Source organism: Mucilaginibacter metallidurans (assembly GCF_003286435.2).
Lineage (GTDB): Bacteria > Bacteroidota > Bacteroidia > Sphingobacteriales > Sphingobacteriaceae > Mucilaginibacter > Mucilaginibacter gossypii.
This window is the reverse complement of sequence record NZ_CP043449.1, coordinates 128060-150608: the sequence shown is the minus strand read 5'-3', so window position 1 is coordinate 150608 and position 22549 is coordinate 128060. Positions and strand designations below refer to the sequence as shown.

Below are 22549 nucleotides of genomic sequence, written 5' to 3'. Positions count from 1 at the left end.
CCTAAAGGGGGAATGATTATTTATTATTAATTTCATTTCCCACGCGTACTTGCCTCGTTCTTCACAATGACGCGTGATTTATCCTCTAAGATGATAAATCAACGCTAAACTACCAATTTTTGCTCAACCGGGTGCTTAATCAGGTAAAAGCCGTCACTGATGAGTTTACCATATTCGGGCTCGTTACGGCCCTTTTCTTCAAGAAAATGCTTGATCCCGGCTGCTAACACCGGGTCTACACCTTCATGGTCAAGTATTTCCAGTATCTCGAGGGCACAAAGCCAGTCGTCATGATGGTCTTTTTGCAGTTGCTGCCATACATTGCCTAAAAAGCCATAATCGCCATGATTTGTGCGGCAATTTCGTACCTGCTGGTAAAGCTTGTGCAGTTCTTTGGTTTTATGATCATGCCGGGCGTGGTGCGTTTCTGTTTTGGATTTATAAACAATGGTTTCATAAGCTTCCCTGTCAGCCGCGCCACAAAATACCGAAATGATCTCTTCGCCAACAGCCATGTCATAAACGCCCCAGGCCGGATCAAACAACACCGTTCCATTATCATCAGTAACGGTTACGTTATCAAAAGTGACCAGGCAGATTTTGCCACCCTCCGAAAGGATATTTTTAATAATGCCTTTTACGGTGATCCCGCTTTCAAAATGCAGTTCGGTTCCCAGCCCTTTTATCATACCCGCTGCTTTAAGATCATCCTCCGAAAAATCCTCCAAAGGTGTATTGTGATAGCCTTTCAATTTACCAACCGGCGAGCTGAAACCATCTTTATGATAATCTTTACCATGGCCTCTTAACTGTTTATTGCTCAGGGCCAGCGCGGTGGGGCCGGTGGTTTTTATAAAACAAGGTTTGCCGGCTGCATCTGTATTAAAATCGATAATGTTACCCGAAACCTGCAAGCCCGAACTGTAAACAGCCGTACAGATGTTCTTACTTTCAACAGCCTTGTTTAATCCGTAAGCACCACCTTTTCTGAAAGACATGGTATTGGCAAACTCTTCCAGCACGTTGATCAGGTTTTGAAAATCGGGGGTTACAAAAAGCTGGGGCTGTGGCTTGGTGATATCATAAGGATATTTAACAGCGTCAATAGTATACCATAGCTTTTGAACATCTTTATTCATACAGGTTGAACTTTCACCGATGGATGAAAGCAGGCCTGCACCATAGATTTTCGGGTGCTCCAGCGTTCCAATCAGGCCGTACTCTACCGTCCACCAGTGTAAACGGCTCAGGAGGGCCATTTCCGATGGTTCGCCCATATTCTCCTGGCAATAAGTTACCAGCTCTTCGGCTTTAAGGATTTCCTGTTCATCGGCATCGGGCATTTCTTTCAATATCGATAAAGCCCGGATAGCCTCATAAAGCTCAAAATCCTGTGCCGAAAACATGGCCTTGGCCCCTATCGATCCAAAATAGCTCAGGTATTCATGGTAATCTTTATCGGCGATAATGGGCGCATGCCCTGCCGACTCGTGGATAATATCGGGCGCCGGGGTGTATTCAATATGTTTTAACTGGCGAATGTCCGCAGCTATAACCAGCACCCGGTAAGCCTGGTACTCCATAAAGGCTGCCGGCGGAATAAAGCCGTCGACCGTAACAGCACCCCAGCCAATTTTGCCGAGGGCGTCATTCATCTCCTGTAAATCGGGAATATGTTCAATAGTTAAACCTGCTTTTTGCAAGCCGGGAATGTACGGGTAGTAAGCAACATCCTTTAGATAACTATAATTTTGGCGCATAACATAGCGCCACACCGCATGATCGATAGGCGTATAATGCTCGTAGTGCTGGTCGACAATAAATTGTTTTAAATGACCGGGCAATGCCGCAACCTGCGGATTATTAAAATCATTAAAATGGCTCATTGATAACTTGCGATTTATAATACAACGCCAAGTTTAGCAGATGGTTGCCATGAAAACAAGTTTCAGTTTATTATTCTGAAATTAAAACAGAGGCAGAATATTATTCTCCTATTGGATGATTTTCCAATTTTGGTTCTTCGCCTTTTTTAAGCCCGGCATCCAGCCGCTTAGGAGCTAATACATAATACACTCCCAATAAAGCTACGATAATTGAGATGAGGTAAAACCCCAAGCTCAAATAAACTGCCATATCTTCGGCCAGGTTAAACTGACGGGCCAGTGTAAGGAACAATGCATCGCGGACCCCTCCGCCTCCCAAACTGAACGGAATAATTGCAGCTAAAGATGAGAAAAGAAATGACAGCAGATATGGAGCAAATTTACCGTTAAAGTCCTGCGCAAGCAGTAAGCAAACAATGGCGAGCAACTGCATGCTTTGTACACCTATAGCTTTTAAATGTGCCTGTATAAAGTTGTAGGTATATTCTTTAAAAAATTTGCGGGCTACAGCGTAATAGATCACAGAACCAACCGATACTATACCAAGCGGCCAGGCCAGGTGATAGGGGAAACTTGGTATTAAAATTACCAAACCAACGACAATGGCCCCTATGGCCCAAAAGCCGCTAAGCCTGTCAAACAGGATGGCCCAGAACACTTTTTTTGTAGGCAAATGATAGCGTTTGTGCAGCAGATAAATTTTGTAACCATCGCCGCCGATACCGCCTGGCAATAGCACATTATAGCACAAGCCAAGAAAATACAGGCGCAGGTTGAAGCGCCAGTCTAACCGTAAACCAATGGATTTGAAATAGCTTAATAACCGCCATGATGAAAAAAACATCGACCCGATATAACAGGCAATAGCGGCAGCTAACCAGGCGCGGTCGGCATGGATTAAGCGATATTTAATTTTCGCAAACGGAACCTTACTGAATACATAGTAAAGCAAACCCCCGGTTACTGCTATGATAAGGATTACTTTTATAACGCCCCAAAGCTTACCTTTCCAGGTTTTGTGTTCGGCACCTTCGTCAATGATGTCTTCTGTTTGTGTCATTCGGCTGCAAAGCTATGTTATTTTTTTATTTGGATGTACGGGATAGTCAATTAACAATTTTTCTTCATTTTGTTTTCACAAACATTAAAACCAGTAAATCAGTTAATTATTACGGGCCATTCTTACCAGGATAATTCATAGCTCAAATAATTAAACCATGGCCATTGTAATCAAATATTCAACGCTGTGTAATCATAACATCAAATCGGTAAAATCCTGACAACAAAGTGTTATTTTTGCGCAAATTTTTTGGAGATGAGTAAAGTAAAAGTTGGTTTAGTACAAATGAGCTGTACTGCTGATAAAGAGCAGAACCTGCAGAAAGCAATTGTTAAAGTAAGGGAAGCGGCTGCTAAAGGCGCGCAAATAGTTTGTTTACAGGAACTTTTTACCTCGCTTTACTTTTGCGATGAAGAAAATTACGACAATTTTAAGCTGGCCGAAGCCATTCCCGGCCCATCAACCGATGAGCTTTCAAAAGTTGCTGCCGAGCTAAATGTGGTGATCATTGCTTCGTTATTTGAAAAACGTGCTCAGGGTGTTTACCACAACACCACAGCAGTGCTTGATGCCGACGGAAGCTATTTAGGCAAATATCGGAAAATGCATATTCCTGATGATCCGGGCTTTTACGAAAAATTTTACTTCACTCCCGGCGATTTAGGTTACAAAGTATTTAACACCAAATTTGCCCGTGTAGGTGTATTAATTTGCTGGGACCAGTGGTATCCTGAAGCAGCACGTATTACTGCCTTAATGGGCGCCGATATATTATTTTACCCAACCGCCATTGGCTGGGCTACCACACAAGACGAGGCCACCAACGTTGAGCAATACAACGCATGGCAAACCATTCAGCGTTCGCACGCGGTAGCTAATGGCATACACGTAGTAAGTGTAAACCGTGTAGGCGAAGAAGCCGGCGTAAAATTCTGGGGAGGTTCGTTCTTTGCCAATCCTTTCGGCGCGATCATCCATCAAACTTCACACGACGATGAAGAAGTTGTAGTACAGGAACTTGATCTGGATAAATCTGATTACTATAGGAGTCACTGGCCGTTTTTACGCGACAGAAGGATTGATTCATATCAGCCGATCACCAAGCGCCTGCTTGACGAGGACTAACCCCATATGTCATTGCGAAGAGGTACCACGAAGCGATTTCGTAGCTATGCTTAGCGAATAGGCATAACTACGAGATTGCCGCGCTTCGCTCGCAATGACATGCTGTTTATTACATTTGCATTACCAAATTATGAGCCAACAAATATCAACTATACTTACCCCCGCCTCGCAAGGCTTTTCTTTTCCCGCCGAGTGGGCTAAACATACCGCCACCTGGCTTAGCTGGCCTCATAAAGAGGCTTCATGGCCAGGCAAGATCGATACCATTTACGCACCTTATATAGAGTTCATTAAGGTAGTTACCGAAGGCGAACTGGTACGTATCAATGTAGTAAACGAGGATATGAAAGCGTCCGTAATTTTCCAACTGCAAAACGCTGGGGTTGATCTTAACAAAATAGAGATCTTTGAATTTGCGACCAACGATGCCTGGTGCCGCGACCACGGCCCGGCGTTTTTGATCAACCCTGCTACTAAACAAAAAGCCATTGTTGACTGGGGCTATAACGCCTGGGGCGGCAAATACCCTCCATTTGACCTGGATGACGTGATCCCTACCAAAATTGGTAACCACTTTGGTTTGCCGGTATTTAATCCCGGCATTGTAATGGAAGGCGGCTCGGTCGACTTTAACGGCAAAGGCACTATATTAACTACCACAGCCTGCCTGCTCAACAAAAACCGGAACCCGGAGCTTAACCAGCAACAAATTGAGAGCTACCTGCAAAATTATTATGGCGCAGAACAGATCCTTTGGCTGGGTGATGGCATTGTAGGTGATGATACCGACGGACATATCGACGATATCACCCGCTTTGTAAATGAGGATACCGTAGTTACCGTTGTGGAGGAAGATAAGAACGATGAGAATTACCACATCCTTCAGGAAAACCTTGAAACGCTGAAAACCATGCGCCTGCTTACCGGCAAACAACTTAACATTGTTGAGTTGCCAATGCCTGATGCTGTAATTTATGAAGACACCCGCTTACCTGCCTCTTACGCTAATTTTTATATAGCCAACTCGGCCGTGATTGTGCCTACATACCGTTCAAAGAATGACGATAAAGCGCTTGACATACTTACCCAATGCTTCCCCGACCGTAAAGTTGTTGGCATTGACAGCACCGACATTATCTGGGGCCTCGGCAGTTTCCACTGCCTGAGCCAGCAAGAACCGGAATAACAGCACTAAAAGCCCTCCCAGCCAGTTGGCGGGGAGGGCTTTTAGATTAAAAAGGTTGTCATACGGCCTGCAAAGCGCAGTATATAGTTTAATAGCAGGGCTTATAAGTTCTCCTCACGCCATTACACTTCCCCCACCTGTTCGTCAGAAATAACAATTCGATTTTATCAAAGCTAATCTCATTCTTCTTATCTTGTTTCTTTCATCTTGACCTCTTGCTGCTTTCTATATCTTGACTCTTGACTTCCTGGCTCTTGCCGCTCCGCTTCTTTTTCACCGCCTTTATCCCCTACTTTACCGACATCTCCCCTTACATCGCCAACAATTGATTGCTCAGCCTGCCCTGTTGCTATAGATTTGGGTAACATTAAAACTTAAAGCGATGAACAACGATATAATAAACACCGAAAACAAAAGAAATGGCAAAATCATGTTAGGAATAATTTTACTGGCAGCCGGTGGTTTATTTCTGATAGATCAGCTCAATGCCTTCCTAATTCCCGACTGGCTTTTTAGCTGGCCAATGTGGTTCATAGCATGGGGCGCTTATATGGGTGCCAAACATGACTTCAAAAAACCATCATGGATCTTTATGATACTGTTAGGCATCATATTCCTGGTAAATGATAACGTTTATAACGCCGACCGTATAACCTGGCCAATTGCATTGATGCTGCTTGGCACCTGGATAGCCATCAAACCGGCCAAACAAACCGACCGGGACTTTTGGGAAAAGAACGAAAAAGCTAAACAACATTTCGACTTTGAGCAGCCTAAAACTGAAGCTTAAACTCAATCATCCATCATATATCAAAGCCGGGGCATTTTTAAAAAGCCCCGGCTTTTTGTTATATATAAACCGCGGGCAAGTAGAGCTTATTGCAGTGTTTTCAGTGCGTATATTATAATAAATATACCCAAAAGGCATATTGCGGTGGCGGCAATTAAATTACCTATTACATCTTCTTCAGGAAAAAGAATCTGATCTTTCCCTTTTAAATACTTCATCTCTATATTTTTCCCTATCCGGTGCGTCTCACAAAAATTTGCGCCTATCTGCTTTGAGTATGTCGCCCCTTCATAAAATACTTTCATAAAGTACTTAGCTTTAGTTCCACTGCACACGCCCGGAAGCTCAATTATTTTCATTCTTACAATGCTTCCTTCATTTTGTATCTGCAACTGTGCTTTACAATTCAGCATTCCAAGCACAGATAATATTGCTATTAATATGCCTGCTGATAACGCCAGTATTTTCATCGAGTTTGACCGGATTTGAGCCCTTAATTTACCAACTTATTTACTGACATAAAACCATGGCATTTTAAAAAGTCCGGGCTTTAGATTTATGTATACAGTATCACCAACTTTGACCTGGTAATAAAGCGATTTGGATACTTCGGTTTCTTCGCTTTCTTTCGGTCCCCATTTGCTTAGTGTTAATTCATATGAAGTATGTTTCCCCGTCAATACCCTTTGGTTAAGCACCCGTGCTGTGTACACTTTTGGTTCGGCGTAATCAAAATTACAATTGATCAGGATAGGTGCTGTAAAACCATATAACAGAACAAACATCACAGCGCTGAACCAGGTAGTTCTGTTGGCACGTGCTTTTTCCTTCGCGCTCATTATTATCCCAATAAAAGCTGCGCCTAAAACAACCATAATTACGGCTGCAGACAAAAGTGCATCTGTTAAATGCATTAATTTAAAATCAACAAAAGTTCTTACCAAAAGCGCAAACGGCGGCAGTATAAGTGCAGTGTTCAGTGATGGATATACAGCCTGTTTCTTCTTATCGGCACTGTTAAGCGTAACCACATCTCTCTTTGAATAAAACACAAACATCACTACTAAAGGCCATACAATGCCTGTTAAAACAGCAAAATCATAAGGCCGGGGATATATAAACACCCAAAAGCACACAGCTGCTCCGGCATAATTAAAGTACGAGCAAAATCGCTTTAACCGTTTTAACTCGGCCAACCGTTCTTCGCCGGTGTAGCCGTAACTATCGTCGTTTTGGATCTCCTCAATTCCTATCCGTTCCTGTTCGGCATCAAGATCCTTACAATTTGCCAATATCCATTCCAATATCTCGCGATGGTCAGAAAAGTAGCTGTAATCGCTTAAAACTATTGCTTTATTTGATTTATCGACAGGCCGTATTGTTATCCTTTTACCCTGGGCGGTATCGTAACCTTTAATATCATTCGTCAACAGTTCCCGGCTGCTAAAATATCCTACTCTTTTTATACCGTTATTGGATATAATTATCTTACTTGCTTTTAATTCGAGATAACAATAAATACCCAGTGCTATCAGCGCAATACCGATTAACGACAGCCACCAACTTTTATCGGCGATAGAAGTATAAGTCAGATAAGCCCCCCGATGGTCATCGCCGCAATAAAGATGTATAAAAATATTTTCCATCCAATACTGAGGTTGTATTCCTTTTCAAACATAGTGCCGCGGATTGGGCTAAAGTCCTGTTTCATTTTAGTGATAAAGTTTAGTATGGTTATTTATAGATAAAAAACCGTCGCAACATACAAATTTTTATTTTTGCCGGATGATAAAAAATCAACCGCAACTTTTTCACCGCCAAAACATCCCCCTTCACCGATTTCTTTAAATACATCGCCAGTTTTTGTTTGGCTCAACTATAATGTTACCTTAGTTTTGGATATGATTTCAATTTGCAGATAATACAATGAACAACGATATAGAACATCCAAAAGATCCCAACAAAGGCAAGTCTGTTGCCGGGATCATTTTACTTGCTGTAGGCGGCATATTGCTGCTTCAGCAATTCCGAATTTTTTTCATACCCGCTCATCTTTCCCTGTGGCCCTTATGGCTTATTTTCTGGGGCATATATGTAGGTGCTAAACATAATTACAAAAAAGCATCGTGGGTATTGCTGGTTGCTTTAGGTACTGTATTCCTGATCACCCAAAACATTAACAACTCCGATCGGATAGTAGGCCCTTTAGCTGTAATTGGATTTGGTATGTGGCTGATATTAAGGCGCAACAAACATTTTGATCCGCAGCAATGGAAAAACGATTTCAAAGGAGAAAAATGGGCCAACTGGGATAAAAAAGAGCCCTTCCAATTTGAAAAAGCCGAAACTGTTGACTACACCGTAAAAGAAGAAGGCAGCGAGATCCCCCCGGTTGATCCCTACGCTCAAAAACAACAGCAATACAACACCAAATACTCCGGCGACGATTATATCGATACCGTATCCATCTTTGGCGGGGTTAACAAAACCATTCTTTCCAAACAGTTCCGCGGTGGCGATATCGTAAACATATTTGGCGGGGCCGAGCTTGATTTTACCCAGGCAGATATTAACGGCCGCATTATCATTGACATTACCCAGATCTTCGGCGGCACCAAAATTATTGTGCCATCAAACTGGCAGGTAGTATCTGACCTGGCAGCGGTTTTTGCCAGTGTTGATGATAAACGCATCAGGAGCACCGCAAGTGTAGGCAGCGAGAAGGTGCTGGTACTTAAAGGCGTATCCATATTCGCGGGGGTGGATATCCGCAGTTATTAATTAATCAAGGCAGCTAATTACGAAAAGCATAAAAACATGAACTGGTACGTAGCAAAATTAGTTTTCAGGGTGATAAGCGGGGATGGCGACCATCAGGCGCAATTTGATGAGCAATTAAGATTGATCAGCGCAGATAATGAACTGGTGGCTTATGAAAAAGCTAACCGGATAGGTCACGCCAACCAGGATAGCTTCAAGAATATTGAAAAGCAAACCGTTAAATGGCAATTTATTGATGTAGCCGAACTTAACCAGCTTGGCGAACTTACCGACGGCGCCGAATTGTATTACAACATACACGAAACACCCGATGCCGACCTGTACATTGCCTGGGCGCATCATAAGTCGGCCTTATTGGGCGTCAGAAATTAAACCTTAAAACCACAGAAAGCAACCGTTTTGGAAGTTCCATCAATACAAACATCAAAACTATACGCGGCATTTGTAATATGCGGCCTGGTTTGGGCTGCATTACAAACTTACATCATTCATAGTTTTGGTTTTTTATGGTTCACCGCCGCAACAGATGGCCTGTTGAGCGCCGTATTGCTTTCATGTGCCTGCTGGCTTATCAACAATAACTTACGCTACTACCAGCCGGGTAAGGGCAGCTATATTAACCTGTTTATCTGGTGCGTTGCACTCGCGGGTATCTGCACCGCCGGCTGCCGTTACCTGTTACCGTTAATTAACAGCGACACAATTTACACCGGTTTCCTGGCCCAGTCGTTAACCATCCGCTTTTTTACCGACTTTTTAGCCATCGGATGGATGGCCATGATCAGCTTGCTTTGGTTTTCGCAACTCGACCAGAAAGAAACCCTGAAACGCAAAACCGAAGCCGAGCAGTTGGCCCGCGAGGCCGAGCTTTATAACCTGCGTCAGCAATTACAACCCCACTTTCTGTTCAACAGCTTAAACTCGATTAACGCGCTTATTGGTTTTAAGCCCGACGAAGCCCGCAGGATGATCCACCAGTTATCCGACTTTTTACGCGGAACGCTTAAAAAGGATGATCAGTTACAGGTTAGCCTTACCGAGGAATTGGCGCATCTTAATTTATATCTTGATATAGAAAAAGTACGCTTTGGTCACCGTTTGCAAACCGAAATAAGCTGCGACCCCAAATGCGGAAGCGCAATATTACCATCCATGTTGTTACAGCCTTTGGTTGAAAACGCTATTAAATTTGGCCTTTACGATACCATTGGCGAAGTTACCGTGAGCATTCGCGGCGAGATTGAGGATGGCTACCTGAACTTAATGGTACAGAACCCGTACGATCCACAAACATCCAAACCAAAAAAAGGTACAGGTTTTGGTTTGCGGGGAGTGCAACGGCGATTATATTTGCTGTATGCCCGCAATGATTTAATGGAAACCCATGCGAGCGATGATCTGTACACAACCATTATAAAAATACCGCAACTATGAAGCGAGCTTTAATTATTGATGACGAACCTTTAGCCCGCATGGTTGTAAGGGAATACCTGCTTGATTTTAAAGACATTGAACTGATACAGGAATGCAACGATGGTTTTGAAGGCCTCAAAGCCATTCAGCAGCACCAGCCTGACCTTGTTTTTTTAGATATCCAGATGCCTAAAATTACCGGCTTTGAAATGTTGGAACTGGTTGAACAGCCCCCTGCCGTAATATTTGCCACCGCATTTGACGAATACGCCATCAAAGCTTTTGAAGCCCACGCGGTTGACTATTTATTAAAACCCTTCAGTAAAGAACGCTTTAATAAGGCAGTTGAAAAATTCCTGGCTTCGGCCACCCCAAAACCAGCCCCTAAACAAACGGAAGAATTGCTGGAAACCGCCGCTACCCAGTCGCCCGCCCAGCATGAGCGCATTGTGGTTAAAACCGGCACCAAGGTAAAGATCATCCCCGTTGCCGATGTTGAGTATTTGCAGGCCGATGATGATTATGTAAGTGTGATCACCAAAGAAGGCTCGTACCTCAAAAACAAAACCATGAGCTTTTTTGAGCAAACCCTTGATCCTAATTATTTTGTTCGTGTTCATCGCTCCTACATCGTAGCCATACAACAAATCACCCGTATCGACCCATACGAAAAAGATGCACACCTGGCCATACTGAAATCAGGCGCCAAAATCCCGGTAAGTAAAACAGGGTATGTGAAGTTGAAACAGGTGTTGGGGATATAGAACCAACTGCTTATAACAAAAAAATGTCATTGCGAGGAGGGACGACGAAGCAATCGCATGCTAAACAGAGCGGCTATGCATCCGTGCGATTGCCGCGCTGCGCTCGCAATGACATGGACATTATAACCTGCATTTTTAGCCAACAAAAAATCTCCCCTCCCACATAATTTCCTCCCGAAAACCCCGTTAACTATAATCATAGTTAAAAACCTAACCAATGCCTAAACCAATTACGTTGTTGTTGCTGATTCTATTATTAGCACTTCACAAAACCGAAATCCCCGACAGCAAACGGGCCACCGATGTACGTCTTAAAATATGGCCTAAACTTCAGAAAGAACTTAAAGATAAAGGCTTTGCCCCCTATGGCTCAGTGTACCTCCGTATTATCAAAGACATCAGCGTACTTGAAGTATGGGTAAAATCGGCTAATAAATACCAACTCTTTAAAACTTATGACGTATGCACATATTCAGGCGGATTAGGTACCAAAACCCGCAGCGGCGATGGTAAAAGCCCGGAAGGCTTATATACCATAGAACCCAAACAACTTAACCCGGTAAGCAACTATTACCTGGCTATTAATGTAGGCTATCCTAATGCCATTGATAAAGCTAAAGGTTATACCGGCAGCGCCATCATGGTACATGGGCATTGTGCTTCTATAGGTTGCTATGCCATGACCGATGCACGGATAGAAGAAATTTATACCCTGGTTTACGAAGCGTTTATAGCCGGCCAAAGGCAAGTTCGTGTTGATATTTTCCCTTTCCGGATGGATGATGCAAACTTAAAGCGCTATGCGGCTTACAAACAGGATGCCTTTTGGCGCAACCTCAAACCGGCTTACGAAGTATTTGAAAAACGACAGCTACCAGTTGATTATCATCTTAAAGGGAAGGAATACGCTTATTAACCGTTGATTTTTTTGATTACGCGGATGGGGCTCAAATATTTAGCTTGTGATCGGTGTTATCACAAGAAGTATTCGAAAGATTTTTAATTCCCTCCCTTCGGAGGGGTGCGGCTGGATTTCGTGGTGGGGAGGGGTTTATACGCCTTGCAACGATCAGGTATCTCGCTTTTTCTATTTCTTCCGAACACTTCTGGCGTTAACACACGCTTAATTTCAATCCGAACAAGGATTTACACTCCCCGGGGAGGAGGCTTCGGCCACCAGGCATAACATGGAGACTTTATTTACAAAATTTACATTTTTATTTACAATCCTGGTTCTTCTGACGGAGAGGTATCAAAGTAATTTCGCTGGATCAACTTTGATATGATATGAATAAGAAAAGAAACGTCTTGTCCTGCCTGATTATTCTGCTGGCAGGAGTAATTTATTTCCCTGTACAAGCCCAGCAAAAACATGCCGAAAGCGTAATCCCTTTCGCCGGACCTAACCGTATCACCCGTAATATCATACAAGATAAAAAAGGCAACATTTGGATTGCTGCATTTGATGGTATTTTTCGGTACGATGGGAAATCTTTTACCAATATCACAAGTAAAGTGACTTCGGCCCGCTTTTTTTCTGTTTTAGAAGATAAGAAAGGCAACCTGTGGTTTGGCTCTATCGGTTCAGGTGCTTACCGTTACGATGGTAAATCCTTTCGCAATTTTACAATAAAGGATGGCCTTCTCAATAATGATGTTGTAAGTATTTATGAAGATAAAAAAGGCAGCATCTGGTTCGGCGTTCGGGGGGGAACAAGCCGGTATGACGGAATATCATTTCGGAATTATATCATAAACGGATATGGGATGAATGAAGACCCAACAGGGAAAACATTTCCGGATAGGGCACCTTATGAAGTTAATTCAATTATTGAAGACAGAACGGGCAAGCTTTGGTTTGCCACAAGAGGCAACACCTTTGTGTACGACGGTAAAATATTTAACGTTTTCAGCCGTAATGGTAAACCGTTTACCAATGTTCGTTCTGTAATGGAAGATAAAAAGGGCAATATCTGGCTCGCCGGCAGTGATGGACTGTGGCGCTATGATGGTAGGTTATTTACCAATTTCACCCGGAAATTTGCGGGTTACGTTTACGAAGATAAAAAAGGAAACATTTGGACAAGTTCAGAAAGCGCTGATAACCCCAACAGGGTACTTTCTGGTTTTAGCGCTAATACAGCGGCCTGGGCGCTTTCCCGTTACGATGAAAAATCCTTGTCTGATAAAAAGCCATCAGTAACCGAAATAACTAATAAGCCAATGGTTTTTGGGATTTTAGAAGATGATAAAGGAAATATTTGGTTTGGTGCTGTAGGTGGAGTGTACCGGTATGATGGAAACACTATAACAGACTTTAAAGGGATGTAGCTGATGATCCGTCATACACCGGCAGAAGAATACATATTCAACTATCATTCCATCAGCAACACCATCAAAGCTTCTTCAACCCGCTCTTTTTCAAGCAATTGCTTAGCTTTCAAATGTAATTGTAGTTCACGGGTCCGGCTGTCGCCGATGGTGGCATCAAGTACTTCTTTTATCTCCGGGGTAAGCGCAAAGGCTTCGATAGCTTCATCGCCGGGTATAGCTTCGAGGTTACCCAATTGCCCGAGGTTGTTACCCGTAAGAACCCTTGAGTTGCGGATAGCATAAGGCAGAGCATCAACACCTATGCCCAGTTTGGTATTGGGTTTGGCTACTTTAAACAGGTTATCTTTAGTAACCCGGCAATACCAGTCGCCGCCAAGCCGGGCAACCAGGTCCATTTTGGCCTGGTTTATTTTACCATCCGCGTCTAAAACGGCATCATTAATGTGCATCATCTTGATTTCGGCGAGTACAAGATTGCCGGCGCCATGGCCTTGTCCCAATTCAACAACCTCCTTAACTACACATTCCATTTGCACATATGATTCGGCCACGCGTGGCGGTTTTACCAATTGCGATGGCACAGGTGTTAAACCCGATTTAATAAACTCATTAACGCCCTGCGGATATTCCACGCTTGAGAGCGAGGTTTGCTGCACCATATCATAATTAACAATATTGATCACGCATTCGGGCACTTCCCTGATATTTTCGAGCGTGTGTTTGGTGGTATTGTCCCTTACCCGGCGCGATGGCGAAAAAATACAAATGGGCGGATTAACGCTGAAAATATTAAAGTAACTGAAAGGGCTCAGGTTTACATTCCCGGCTTTATCAACCGTTGAGGCCAGGCAAATAGGCCGGGGCGCTATTGCAAAATTCAGGTAGCTTTGCAGTTGAACGGGAGAAAGATCGGATATGTGGATGGTGGGCATGGAGGTTGTATCATTATTTCATGTCATTGCGAGGAGGAACGACGCGGCAATCTCGTAGCCAATGCACGACGAACATGCATTGGCTACGAGATTGCCGCGCTTCGCTCGCAATGACATTTTTTTTTATTTTCTTACTTCTTCAACTTCAAGATCGAAAAATTACTATCCGCTTTTTCTATAATATTCCCCAGCATCCCTAAACCGGTAACCTCCATTTCAACCAGATCACCCGGCTGCAGCCATTGTGGTTCATAATCGGCATTATTGAGTACGCCGGCGCCATTCAGTTCAAGAAAACAGCCTGTACCAACCGTTCCTGAGCCAATTACATCGCCCGGTAAAACATCGCATCCATAGGCAGCTCGCTCAATGATCTCGGCAAAGGTCCAGTCCATATCGGCCATATTACCTGCCGATACCTGTTTGCCATTCACCACGCATTTCATCTCCAGGTTATAGGCATTCCCTGTATGACCAGGTTTTGCAGGTACTTTATATTGCTCCAGTTCGTCGGGCGTTACCAGCCAGGGACCAATCACCGTCGAAAAATCCTTACCCTTTGCTGGGCCAAGGTTCAGCAGCATTTCTTCCATTTGCAGGGTGCGGGCGCTCATATCGTTCATGATCATGTAACCGGCAATAAAGCTATCGGCTTCGGCGGCGGTAATGTTACGTCCTTTTTTATTGAGAACAACGGCAACTTCCAGCTCAAAATCAAGCTTTTGAAAATGATCGGGCATACATTCAATTTCGCCGGGGCCTTGTACAGCGTTATGGTTAGTGAAATAAAATATAGGATACTGATCAAACTCGGGTATCATATCCAGCTTACGGTTACGCCTTGCCGAAGCCACATGCTGACGGAACGCATAACCATCGCGGCATGATGTTGGGTGCGGCACCGGGGCCATCAGCTCAAAAAACAGTTCCTCTTTAGCCTCTATTTCTCCCGAACGGATATCTTCGTTAACCCGTGCAGCATGCTCCATCAGTTCGGGGCCTCCCCATAAAAACTCGTTCATATTGTCGGGGATCAGCTTATCGCAGGAGTTTAAATTGTAGATATGGCCATTAACAAAAACGCCAAGATGTTCGCGGTCTTCGGTTTTATAGGATACTAATTTCATAGAGTAGCTTAATTGGTATGATCAAAGCTAATGATTTTGGTTGAGGGTTTGTTAGATGAATGGTTGATTAAGTTGAGTTATAAAAATCATGTCATTGCGAGGAGCGGCATGGGAAAAAGCATCTGGGGCGACGTGGCAATCTCGTCGTTATGCCGCGCAATATGCAATGCCGCTGAGCATCGGCTACGAGATTGCCGCGCTACGCTTATAATGACATATCTTTTCAAATGCCCCGCAATCAACCACTCACCTAAATTTGCATCCTAAATATAATCCCCCTAACTTAGTATCATGTTACGCATACAAATGCATTTTCTGTTTTCATTGGGGTTAACCTCCATGAGCGATGCCTCATCGTTCAGAGACGCTATGCTTGCCAAGATCGTGTTGGCGCAATACTAATTCATCTGTTTTTTGTTGAAAGGTTTTAATGTAGCAAGGTTGGGTATTACCTTAAGCTAAGCACGCGCACGTGTAATTCTGTCTAAACAACGCCCATTAAACTCCTTTCATCAAAACCATCTTCATTTGCTTCTGTTCAATAAATAATAAAGTTTTAATCGGGTAAAAACAAACCTTGCAACATTAAAACCTTACAACCAATTAACATTACAAGCCATGCCTCTATATCATAGTTTAGGATCAATTCCGCCTAAGCGGCATACGCAATTCCGTAAGCCCGATGGTAGTTTATATGCCGAAGAGCTGGTATCAACCGAAGGTTTTTCGAGCCTTTACTCGCTGGTGTACCATGCCTACCCGCCCACCATTGTAAAAACCCTTGGCGACCCCTACAGCGTGGAGCCCAAAATAGCACGCGAAAAACACCTGAAGCATACCAGTCTGATAGGTTTCAATATCCAGCCCGAGGATGATTACCTGCAAAGCCGCAAGCCGGTACTGGTAAACAGCGATCTGCATATTTCGCTGGCAGCGCCGCGCCAAAGCATGACCGATTATTTTTATAAGAACAGCCAGGCCGATGAGGTAGTTTTCATTCACGAAGGCACAGGCACTTTAAAAACAGGCTTTGGTAATATCAAGTTTCAATACGGCGATTATTTGGTGATCCCCCGCGGCACCATTTACCAGATGGAGTTTGACGGCAAGGCGAACCGGCTTTTCATTGTGGAAAGCTTTAGCCCTATCCGGCCGCCAAAGCGTTACCGCAACCAGTATGGGCAATTGATGGAGCATTCGCCTTATTGCGAGCGCGATATCAAACTACCGGCCGATCTGAAAACTTATGATGAGCATGGCGATTTCAAGATCCTGATCAAAAAACAAGGCCTCATTTACCCTTATATCTATGGCACCCATCCTTTTGATTTTATTGGCTGGGATGGTTTCCATTACCCATGGGCATTATCCATCCATGATTTTGAACCCATAACCGGCAGGTTACATCAGCCACCACCGGTACATCAAACCTTTGAGGGTAACAACTTCGTGATCTGCTCCTTTGTGCCCCGCAAGTTTGATTACCATCCGTTATCTATCCCTGCACCTTATAACCACAGTAATGTGGACAGCGACGAGGTGTTATATTATGTAGATGGCGATTTCATGAGCCGCAAAAGCGTGGTAAAAGGGCAGATCACCCTGCACCCCGGTGGCATCCCACATGGCCCACACCCCGGCTCGGTTGAAAAATCAATAGGCAAAGAATCAACAGATGAGCTGGCGGTGATGATCGATCCGTTCAGGCCGCTGATGCTTACGGAGGATGCCATCAGGATAGAGGATGAAAATTATTATAAAAGCTGGCAATATTAACTACTAATACCATGTCATTATAAGCGTAGCGCGGCAATCGCACGGAGGCGTATTCGCCCTGTATAGCATGCGATTGCTTCGTCGTTCCTCCTCGCAATGACATATTTAATTCAATTAAAATGACTACTCAAACTTTAGATAAACAACCAACCACAACCGATTTCCTGCCCCTTAACGGCACCGATTATGTAGAATTTTATGTTGGCAACGCCAAACAGGCTGCCCATTACTATAAAAGTGCATTCGGGTTTCAAAACCTGGCTTACGCCGGACCCGAAACCGGAGTGCGCGACAGGGCATCGTACGTTTTGCAGCAGGGTAAGATCAGGATTGTGCTTACCACTCCCCTGCACTCTGATCACCCTATTGCCGAACATGTTAAAAAACATGGCGATGGCGTAAAAGTATTGGCCCTTTGGGTTGACGACGCCTACGATGCCTTTGAGCAAACCACCAAACGAGGTGCCCAGCCTTACCAGCAACCGCAAACCCTGACTGATGAAAACGGCGAAGTACGAACCAGCGGCATTAAATTATACGGCGAAACGGTGCACATGTTCATTGAACGTAAAAACTACAAAGGCTTGTTTTTACCGGGATATCAAAAGCTGGAAAATAATTACAATCCGACAGATACCGGTTTGCTATATGTTGACCATTGCGTAGGCAACGTTGGCTGGCATAAAATGAACGAATGGGTTAATTTTTATGAGGAAGTATTAGGCTTCCGTAATATCCTCACCTTTGATGATAAAATGATCTCGACCGAATATTCGGCTTTGATGAGTAAGGTGATGAGCAACGGGAACGGCTATGTAAAATTCCCGATCAATGAACCTGCCGAGGGTAAAAAGAAATCGCAGATTGAAGAATACCTTGAATTTTATGAGGATGAAGGTGTACAGCACCTGGCCCTTGCAACGCATGATATTGTAGCCACCGTTACCGAGCTGCAGAATCGTGGCGTTGAGTTCTTAACTGTTCCTTCAACCTATTATGATGACCTGATCGACCGCGTTGGCCACATTGATGAAGACCTTGAGCCATTAAAACGCTTAGGTATATTGGTCGATCGTGATGACGAAGGGTATCTGCTGCAGATCTTCACCAAGCCTGTTGAAGACCGGCCAACCCTGTTCTTTGAAATTATTCAGCGCAAGGGTGCCAAATCATTCGGTGCCGGTAATTTTAAAGCCCTATTTGAGGCCATTGAACGTGAGCAGGAAGCAAGGGGAAATCTTTGATTGATATCGGATTTCGGAATTTAGATTTCGGATTTTTAATATTGAAATTATGATTTGGAGCCGGGCGGTTGCCCGGCTTTTTATTTGCCAGCATTATTTATATTTGATATAATCAATAATTACTTTTATGAAGAAAGCTTTACTCATCATTGCCGCTGTTGCATTAAGCTTTAACTGCTTAGCTCAGAATACTGCTACTTCAAAACCTGTTTACGATGCTGTCCTGGCCAAAAAGCTTGGGGCTGATGATTACGGCATGAAAAAGTATGTAATGGCCTTTTTAAAAGAAGGGCCAACTCAACTCAAAGATTCGGCGGCTAATATGCAGCTGCAAATGGCGCACCTTAAAAATATTGGCCGGCTTGCTGCCGAGGGTAAGTTAGTTGTGGCCGGTCCGTTTCTGGATAACCAACCCTTACGTGGCATCTTTATTTTTAATGTAGAAACCGTAGAAGAAGCCCAAAAACTCACCGAAACCGATCCAGCCATCAAAGCAGGAACTTTAGTTATGGAGCTGCACCCTTTTTATTGCAGCGCGGCGCTGATGCAGGTAGTGCCTATTCACAATACCCTCCAAAAGAAAAGCATGACCAATTAAATGGATGACGTACTATTTGTACTTGAACAGCTTAAAAAAAAAGCTGATGCTGCGTGCTTAAAAGGCATGGCCCGTTTTGGTATTGATAATTCGAGGGCTTTAGGGGTAAAATTGCCGGAGATCCGCAAACTGGCTAAGATCATTAAAAAAGATCATGAGCTGGCTTTGGCACTTTGGGATACACAAATACATGAAGCCCGGTTACTGGCCTCCATGATAGCCGATCCTAAACAGGTTACCCCCGAACTAATGGACAGCTGGACCGGCGACTTTTATTCATGGGATATTTGCGACCAGGTTTGCGGTAATCTTTTTGACCGCACCCCATTTGCCATTGATAAAGCTGTTGAATATAGCAGTCATGAGCAGGAATTTGTAAAACGTGCCGGTTTTGTTTTAATGGCCGAATATGCAGTTCATAATAAAACGGCGCCCGACGAAATATTTACAAACCTGTTTCCTATTATGGAGCGGGAAGCCTGGGATGACCGGAACTATGTTAAAAAAGCTATTAACTGGGCTTTACGCCAAATAGGCAAACGGAATAATATATTAAAAGTTAAAGCCATTAACACTGCACAAAATATTTATGGCCAGCCCAGCAAATCAGCCAAATGGATTGCAAAAAACGCGCTTCATGAACTAATAAGCAAATAATGATTTAATATTTTTCTACAAAGTTAAACTCCGGCAAATTGCCTGTAAAATAGGACATTATAATAACCAATAATAGTTCACCCATATTTATTAACTTAGTACCCGCTATTTTTTACAATTAAATTACATCAAACAATTTCATGAAGAATACCTTCATTTTTCAACACAAAAAATAGAGTCTGAGCATATTTTTGTAAAATATTACTTCAATTAGTAGTAGATATAGTCAAATATTCTCCAAACCGTAAATACCAGTAAAAGAATACATTATAAAGTATCAAAAATATTATATTTGAAGCCGGGCAAATGTGGAATAATGATTGAGAAGAAGCCACGACACACAACTAATGGTTATAAATTATAAAAAGTTCAAATCATGGCACACGTTTTAATCATATGCACGTGTCAAAAACAAATTGAATTAGTGAACAGATTGTTGATATGAGTTTTTTTGAAAAGGGTAAACTTTCCGGCGATGATGTACATCTTACCCTTTGATCAATGATCTGGATACGGGGATCTGGAAATACAATTTCAATACAAGGGAAGTAAAATGGTCAACGGGCTTCTATACACTGTTAGGCTATCAAGTGAATGAAATTGAATGTGATGCTTATACTTTTTTTGAACATCTGCTTTACCACAGCGATAAACCGTTTTTTTTTCAACGCCATTAACAACAGGATAACGGAAGACACACCGTCGCTTCAATTACGTTTTTTAACAAAAAAAAACGGGTACCAGTGGTTTGAAACCGCTATCAGGAAACTGGACGATGAGCATGGCTGTATGGTTTACGGCTCGCTTATAAACATCAACCGTTACAAACAAGACTACTTATTATCAGCAAATAACCAAATCACCAATGATGATGCCTTTAAAACAGCACGCTTAGGCATCTGGGAAATTGACCCTCAAAACCTCAATACCATTGTGCTGTCAAAACAGGTATATGACTTATTTGATCTTCAAAATCATTTAAAACTGAGCGTTGAAGAGTTTATTAGTTTTTTTGAGCCTCCGTACCGGCCTGTTTTACAAAATGCTATTAACCATACCGTTGAAGATAGCAGGCCTTTTGATATTGAATTGCTTTTACGTTCGGCCAAAAACAATATGTTATGGTTAAAAGTAAAGGCTGTACCAGTGATTGATCACCTGGGCAAATGCACATCTGTTAAAGGGGTTATTCAGGATATCGACAGCGAAAAAAGAAAGTTGCTGAAACTTGAACAGTCGATAAATTTACTGACCGACCAAAACCGCCGCCTGCAAAACTTCGCGTACATTGTTTCACATAATCTTCGTTCGCATACGGGCAACCTTCAATTTATGGTAAACCTGTTTGAACAAACCGAAACAACTGAAGAACGGGAGGAGATCTTTTCGCATATTAAAACCATCAGTGACAGCCTGGATCTGACCATCGAACACATCAACGAAATAGTTAAGATTCAAACTGAAATTACCAAAGAGCGGAAGATGGTTGAGTTGGAGCCGATGTTCAAAAACATTTGCTCGGCACTAAAAAATAATATTGAGACCATAAACGCCCACGTAGAGAGTGACTTTACGCAATGCCGCGAGATCAGTTATATACCGGCTTACATGGAAAGTATTTTACAAAACCTGCTTACCAACTCTTTAAAATACAGTCACCCCGACAGGCAGCCCGTTATAAAATGCTATACCTTTACAGAAGGGAAACATATTTATCTCATTTTTGAAGATAACGGCATTGGTATCGATCTTAACCGTTATGGCGATAAGATTTTTGGCATGTATAAAACATTTCATCAAAATACGGATGCCAAAGGCATTGGCTTATTTATAACCCGTAACCAGATTGAAGCATTAGGCGGAAGCATTAAAGTTGACAGTACAGTAAACGTTGGCACAAAATTTACTATCAGATTGGTATAATTAAAATTACCAAGAGATGATTGCAGAGCGAAGTCCGGCTAACACCTGGATTGTGGATGATGACAGTATTTACGTTTACGGCCTAAAAAAATTAATAAGCATAAAGGAGCTGAATACCCAATTAAGCCATTTTGTAAATGGAGAAGAAGCCATTTACGCATTGAAAAAAGCAAACGAAGATCATAACCTACCCGATGTAATATTACTGGATATTAATATGCCGGTTATGGATGGTTGGGAGTTTATGCATGAATTTGCGAAAATAAAGCCCCAAACGGGGAAAAAGATCGCTATTTATATCGTGAGCTCGTCAGTTGATCTTAACGATATCTATCGGGCTAAAAATATTTCTGAGGTTTCTGACTATCTGTTCAAACCTGTAAGAATAAATCATTTAAAAGAGGTTTTTAACAACGTTTAACTATAAGTCACCGAGCAAGAAAAAATAAATACGGAACCTAAAAGGCTCCGTATTTATTATTGCTTCATTAATACCGAAGTAGAAATAAAGTATTGGGAGGTATCTTTAAATGTAAGCTGAACTTTTCCGCCTACATTGCTCACCACGCCGTATGAAACAGATTTATTGGACAAAGTAAACTTTATCCGGTTACCGCTTTGCACCCAGGAACCTGAAGCAGATGCCCCCTTTTGCCCAATAATAGTGTAACTATTATCAGTCCTTGAAACATAACAATCTTCAGCGCCTACGTAAGCGGCTGTCCATGTGCCATCACCTTTCAGGTTAGTTTGGTTATCACTTATGCATGGAGATACAGCGTTTGTATAGGTATCTGAGTGACCGGTGGTGATGTTTATATTCGTTTCTGATATCAGCGAATACTTACCTGCATAAGCATTTACAGGTTCACCCTTTTCTTTTTTGCAGGCATTACCCGCAAGTAATGCTACTGTGGCCAGGCTTAAAAAATATATTTGTTTTTTCATAAACA

The 22549-nt window shown here is 42.8% G+C and carries 24 protein-coding genes; 15 read left to right on the top strand and 9 right to left on the bottom strand.

Translation table 11 applies throughout. From position 1 onward, the window contains the following. Nucleotides 1–104: 104 nt before the first annotated feature. Nucleotides 105–1886 (bottom strand): aromatic amino acid hydroxylase, encoded by a 1782-nt coding sequence (locus tag DIU38_RS00760; protein ID WP_112657819.1) that lies wholly within the window; start codon nt 1884–1886, stop codon nt 105–107. 100 nt (nt 1887–1986) lie between these two features. Continuing rightward, a complete protein-coding gene (locus DIU38_RS00755) occupies nt 1987–2946 on the bottom strand; it encodes a lysylphosphatidylglycerol synthase transmembrane domain-containing protein (protein ID WP_112657817.1) in 960 nt (319 codons plus the stop codon). 255 nt (nt 2947–3201) lie between these two features. Between DIU38_RS00755 and DIU38_RS00750 the strand changes: the two genes are divergently transcribed. Continuing rightward, nucleotides 3202–4071: a carbon-nitrogen hydrolase gene (locus DIU38_RS00750; RefSeq protein WP_112657815.1), complete on the top strand. Its 870-nt coding sequence runs from the start codon at nt 3202–3204 to the stop codon at nt 4069–4071. A gap of 130 nt (nt 4072–4201) precedes the next feature. Then, entirely contained in the window at nt 4202–5257 is a 1056-nt protein-coding gene (locus DIU38_RS00745) for an agmatine deiminase family protein (RefSeq protein ID WP_112657813.1), read from the top strand. A 188-nt stretch (nt 5258–5445) separates the two neighbouring features. Here DIU38_RS00745 and DIU38_RS00740 read toward each other — a convergent pair whose 3' ends face one another. Further along, nucleotides 5446–5625 carry a hypothetical protein gene (locus DIU38_RS00740; RefSeq protein ID WP_112657811.1) on the bottom strand — a complete coding sequence of 60 codons (180 nt, stop codon included), beginning with the start codon at nt 5623–5625 and terminating at the stop codon, nt 5446–5448. Nucleotides 5626–5639: 14 nt separating this feature from the next. Between DIU38_RS00740 and DIU38_RS00735 the strand changes: the two genes are divergently transcribed. Continuing rightward, complete coding sequence (locus DIU38_RS00735; protein WP_090528441.1) at nt 5640–6047, top strand: LiaF transmembrane domain-containing protein; 408 nt, start codon at nt 5640–5642, stop codon at nt 6045–6047. An 86-nt stretch (nt 6048–6133) separates the two neighbouring features. Here the strand turns inward: DIU38_RS00735 and DIU38_RS00730 are convergent, their stop codons facing one another. The 3 genes from DIU38_RS00730 to DIU38_RS32865 all read right to left on the bottom strand — a co-directional run bounded on the left by DIU38_RS00730 (nt 6134) and on the right by DIU38_RS32865 (nt 7923). Then, nucleotides 6134–6517: a hypothetical protein gene (locus tag DIU38_RS00730; RefSeq protein ID WP_112657809.1), complete on the bottom strand. Its 384-nt coding sequence runs from the start codon at nt 6515–6517 to the stop codon at nt 6134–6136. Nucleotides 6518–6553: 36 nt separating this feature from the next. Next, on the bottom strand, nt 6554–7693 hold the full coding sequence (locus DIU38_RS00725; RefSeq protein WP_149354007.1) for a hypothetical protein: 1140 nt from the start codon (nt 7691–7693) through the stop codon (nt 6554–6556). Nucleotides 7694–7785: 92 nt separating this feature from the next. Beyond that, entirely contained in the window at nt 7786–7923 is a 138-nt protein-coding gene (locus DIU38_RS32865) for a hypothetical protein (protein WP_167516053.1), read from the bottom strand. A gap of 50 nt (nt 7924–7973) precedes the next feature. On the opposite strand from DIU38_RS32865, the gene DIU38_RS00720 reads away from it, so the two are divergent. The 6 genes from DIU38_RS00720 (at nt 7974) to DIU38_RS00695 (ending at nt 13336) form a co-directional block, all read left to right on the top strand. Further along, nucleotides 7974–8828: a LiaF transmembrane domain-containing protein gene (locus DIU38_RS00720; protein WP_112657805.1), complete on the top strand. Its 855-nt coding sequence runs from the start codon at nt 7974–7976 to the stop codon at nt 8826–8828. Nucleotides 8829–8864: 36 nt separating this feature from the next. Next, nucleotides 8865–9200, top strand: coding sequence for a DUF4288 domain-containing protein (locus DIU38_RS00715; protein WP_112657803.1), 336 nt, complete (start codon nt 8865–8867; stop codon nt 9198–9200). Nucleotides 9201–9227: 27 nt separating this feature from the next. Then, nucleotides 9228–10262, top strand: a complete 1035-nt coding sequence (locus DIU38_RS00710) for a sensor histidine kinase (protein WP_243770595.1) — start codon at nt 9228–9230, stop codon at nt 10260–10262. Continuing rightward, the gene (locus DIU38_RS00705; protein ID WP_112657801.1) at nt 10259–11005 is read left to right on the top strand and encodes a LytR/AlgR family response regulator transcription factor; all 747 of its coding nucleotides are present in this window, start codon (nt 10259–10261) and stop codon (nt 11003–11005) included. Before DIU38_RS00710 ends, DIU38_RS00705 begins: the two co-directional genes overlap by 4 nt. A gap of 217 nt (nt 11006–11222) precedes the next feature. Then, entirely contained in the window at nt 11223–11921 is a 699-nt protein-coding gene (locus DIU38_RS00700) for a L,D-transpeptidase family protein (RefSeq protein WP_112657799.1), read from the top strand. Nucleotides 11922–12292: 371 nt separating this feature from the next. Next, nucleotides 12293–13336 carry a ligand-binding sensor domain-containing protein gene (locus DIU38_RS00695; RefSeq protein WP_112657797.1) on the top strand — a complete coding sequence of 348 codons (1044 nt, stop codon included), beginning with the start codon at nt 12293–12295 and terminating at the stop codon, nt 13334–13336. Between the two features lie 44 nt (nt 13337–13380). On the opposite strand, the gene DIU38_RS00690 is transcribed toward DIU38_RS00695, so the two are convergent. Together DIU38_RS00690 and DIU38_RS00685 are read right to left on the bottom strand one after the other, a co-directional pair. Beyond that, nucleotides 13381–14271, bottom strand: a complete 891-nt coding sequence (locus DIU38_RS00690) for a flavin reductase family protein (protein ID WP_112657795.1) — start codon at nt 14269–14271, stop codon at nt 13381–13383. 131 nt (nt 14272–14402) lie between these two features. Then, entirely contained in the window at nt 14403–15398 is a 996-nt protein-coding gene (locus DIU38_RS00685; RefSeq protein WP_112657793.1) for a fumarylacetoacetate hydrolase family protein, read from the bottom strand. Nucleotides 15399–16016: 618 nt separating this feature from the next. On the opposite strand from DIU38_RS00685, the gene DIU38_RS00680 reads away from it, so the two are divergent. The 6 genes from DIU38_RS00680 to DIU38_RS00655 all read left to right on the top strand — a co-directional run bounded on the left by DIU38_RS00680 (nt 16017) and on the right by DIU38_RS00655 (nt 22017). Beyond that, nucleotides 16017–17174, top strand: a complete 1158-nt coding sequence (locus DIU38_RS00680; RefSeq protein WP_112657791.1) for a homogentisate 1,2-dioxygenase — start codon at nt 16017–16019, stop codon at nt 17172–17174. 119 nt (nt 17175–17293) lie between these two features. Next, entirely contained in the window at nt 17294–18418 is a 1125-nt protein-coding gene (hppD, locus tag DIU38_RS00675) for a 4-hydroxyphenylpyruvate dioxygenase (RefSeq protein WP_112657789.1), read from the top strand. Between the two features lie 127 nt (nt 18419–18545). Continuing rightward, nucleotides 18546–19016, top strand: a complete 471-nt coding sequence (locus DIU38_RS00670; protein WP_112657787.1) for a YciI family protein — start codon at nt 18546–18548, stop codon at nt 19014–19016. Next, entirely contained in the window at nt 19017–19673 is a 657-nt protein-coding gene (locus DIU38_RS00665) for a DNA alkylation repair protein (RefSeq protein ID WP_112657785.1), read from the top strand. 609 nt (nt 19674–20282) lie between these two features. Then, entirely contained in the window at nt 20283–21596 is a 1314-nt protein-coding gene (locus DIU38_RS00660; protein WP_167516052.1) for a sensor histidine kinase, read from the top strand. Between the two features lie 16 nt (nt 21597–21612). Beyond that, nucleotides 21613–22017, top strand: a complete 405-nt coding sequence (locus DIU38_RS00655) for a response regulator (RefSeq protein WP_112657781.1) — start codon at nt 21613–21615, stop codon at nt 22015–22017. Between the two features lie 56 nt (nt 22018–22073). Here the strand turns inward: DIU38_RS00655 and DIU38_RS00650 are convergent, their stop codons facing one another. Continuing rightward, nucleotides 22074–22544, bottom strand: coding sequence for a hypothetical protein (locus tag DIU38_RS00650; protein ID WP_112657779.1), 471 nt, complete (start codon nt 22542–22544; stop codon nt 22074–22076). Between the last annotated feature and the right edge of the window lie 5 nt (nt 22545–22549).

What these genes read in the sequence shown, in the direction of transcription:
- DIU38_RS00695 (WP_112657797.1), top strand. Translation starts at nt 12,293, where the DNA reads ATGAATAAGAAAAGAAACGTCTTGTCCTGCCTGATTATTCTGCTGGCA.
- DIU38_RS00720 (WP_112657805.1), top strand. Translation starts at nt 7,974, where the DNA reads ATGAACAACGATATAGAACATCCAAAAGATCCCAACAAAGGCAAGTCT.
- DIU38_RS00670 (WP_112657787.1), top strand. Translation starts at nt 18,546, where the DNA reads ATGAAGAAAGCTTTACTCATCATTGCCGCTGTTGCATTAAGCTTTAAC.
- DIU38_RS00730 (WP_112657809.1), bottom strand. Translation starts at nt 6,517, where the DNA reads ATGAAAATACTGGCGTTATCAGCAGGCATATTAATAGCAATATTATCT.
- DIU38_RS00750 (WP_112657815.1), top strand. Translation starts at nt 3,202, where the DNA reads ATGAGTAAAGTAAAAGTTGGTTTAGTACAAATGAGCTGTACTGCTGAT.
- DIU38_RS00755 (WP_112657817.1), bottom strand. Translation starts at nt 2,946, where the DNA reads ATGACACAAACAGAAGACATCATTGACGAAGGTGCCGAACACAAAACC.
- DIU38_RS00700 (WP_112657799.1), top strand. Translation starts at nt 11,223, where the DNA reads ATGCCTAAACCAATTACGTTGTTGTTGCTGATTCTATTATTAGCACTT.
- DIU38_RS00735 (WP_090528441.1), top strand. Translation starts at nt 5,640, where the DNA reads ATGAACAACGATATAATAAACACCGAAAACAAAAGAAATGGCAAAATC.
- DIU38_RS00745 (WP_112657813.1), top strand. Translation starts at nt 4,202, where the DNA reads ATGAGCCAACAAATATCAACTATACTTACCCCCGCCTCGCAAGGCTTT.
- DIU38_RS00690 (WP_112657795.1), bottom strand. Translation starts at nt 14,271, where the DNA reads ATGCCCACCATCCACATATCCGATCTTTCTCCCGTTCAACTGCAAAGC.
- DIU38_RS00715 (WP_112657803.1), top strand. Translation starts at nt 8,865, where the DNA reads ATGAACTGGTACGTAGCAAAATTAGTTTTCAGGGTGATAAGCGGGGAT.
- DIU38_RS00660 (WP_167516052.1), top strand. Translation starts at nt 20,283, where the DNA reads ATGCTTATACTTTTTTTGAACATCTGCTTTACCACAGCGATAAACCGT.
- DIU38_RS00725 (WP_149354007.1), bottom strand. Translation starts at nt 7,693, where the DNA reads ATGGAAAATATTTTTATACATCTTTATTGCGGCGATGACCATCGGGGG.
- hppD (WP_112657789.1), top strand. Translation starts at nt 17,294, where the DNA reads ATGACTACTCAAACTTTAGATAAACAACCAACCACAACCGATTTCCTG.
- DIU38_RS00760 (WP_112657819.1), bottom strand. Translation starts at nt 1,886, where the DNA reads ATGAGCCATTTTAATGATTTTAATAATCCGCAGGTTGCGGCATTGCCC.
- DIU38_RS00680 (WP_112657791.1), top strand. Translation starts at nt 16,017, where the DNA reads ATGCCTCTATATCATAGTTTAGGATCAATTCCGCCTAAGCGGCATACG.
- DIU38_RS00705 (WP_112657801.1), top strand. Translation starts at nt 10,259, where the DNA reads ATGAAGCGAGCTTTAATTATTGATGACGAACCTTTAGCCCGCATGGTT.
- DIU38_RS00665 (WP_112657785.1), top strand. Translation starts at nt 19,017, where the DNA reads ATGGATGACGTACTATTTGTACTTGAACAGCTTAAAAAAAAAGCTGAT.
- DIU38_RS00650 (WP_112657779.1), bottom strand. Translation starts at nt 22,544, where the DNA reads ATGAAAAAACAAATATATTTTTTAAGCCTGGCCACAGTAGCATTACTT.
- DIU38_RS00655 (WP_112657781.1), top strand. Translation starts at nt 21,613, where the DNA reads ATGATTGCAGAGCGAAGTCCGGCTAACACCTGGATTGTGGATGATGAC.
- DIU38_RS00740 (WP_112657811.1), bottom strand. Translation starts at nt 5,625, where the DNA reads ATGTTACCCAAATCTATAGCAACAGGGCAGGCTGAGCAATCAATTGTT.
- DIU38_RS00685 (WP_112657793.1), bottom strand. Translation starts at nt 15,398, where the DNA reads ATGAAATTAGTATCCTATAAAACCGAAGACCGCGAACATCTTGGCGTT.